The 476-nt window shown below is 55.0% G+C and carries 1 rRNA gene; it reads left to right on the top strand.

Annotation, left to right across the window (positions count from 1 at the left end):
- Positions 1 to 19: 19 nt before the first annotated feature.
- Positions 20 to 476 (top strand): 16S ribosomal RNA (locus IB226_RS23080); the annotation flags it as partial.

Raw genomic sequence — 476 nt, 5'->3', positions numbered from 1 at the left:
GTTTCAGCAAATCAAACTTAAATTGAAGAGTTTGATCATGGCTCAGATTGAACGCTGGCGGCAGGCCTAACACATGCAAGTCGAACGGTAGCACAGAGAGCTTGCTCTCGGGTGACGAGTGGCGGACGGGTGAGTAACGTCTGGGAAACTGCCCGATGGAGGGGGATAACTACTGGAAACGGTAGCTAATACCGCATAACGTCGCAAGACCAAAGTGGGGGACCTTCGGGCCTCACACCATCGGATGTGCCCAGATGGGATTAGCTAGTAGGTGGGGTAATGGCTCACCTAGGCGACGATCCCTAGCTGGTCTGAGAGGATGACCAGCCACACTGGAACTGAGACACGGTCCAGACTCCTACGGGAGGCAGCAGTGGGGAATATTGCACAATGGGCGCAAGCCTGATGCAGCCATGCCGCGTGTATGAAGAAGGCCTTCGGGTTGTAAAGTACTTTCAGCGGGGAGGAAGGCGGTG

The sequence above is a fragment of the Pantoea sp. PNT03 genome (assembly GCF_014852515.1).
GTDB lineage: Bacteria > Pseudomonadota > Gammaproteobacteria > Enterobacterales > Enterobacteriaceae > Pantoea > Pantoea leporis.
The sequence above is the reverse complement of the archived record's forward strand: the minus strand, read 5'-3'. Positions and strand labels throughout refer to the sequence as shown.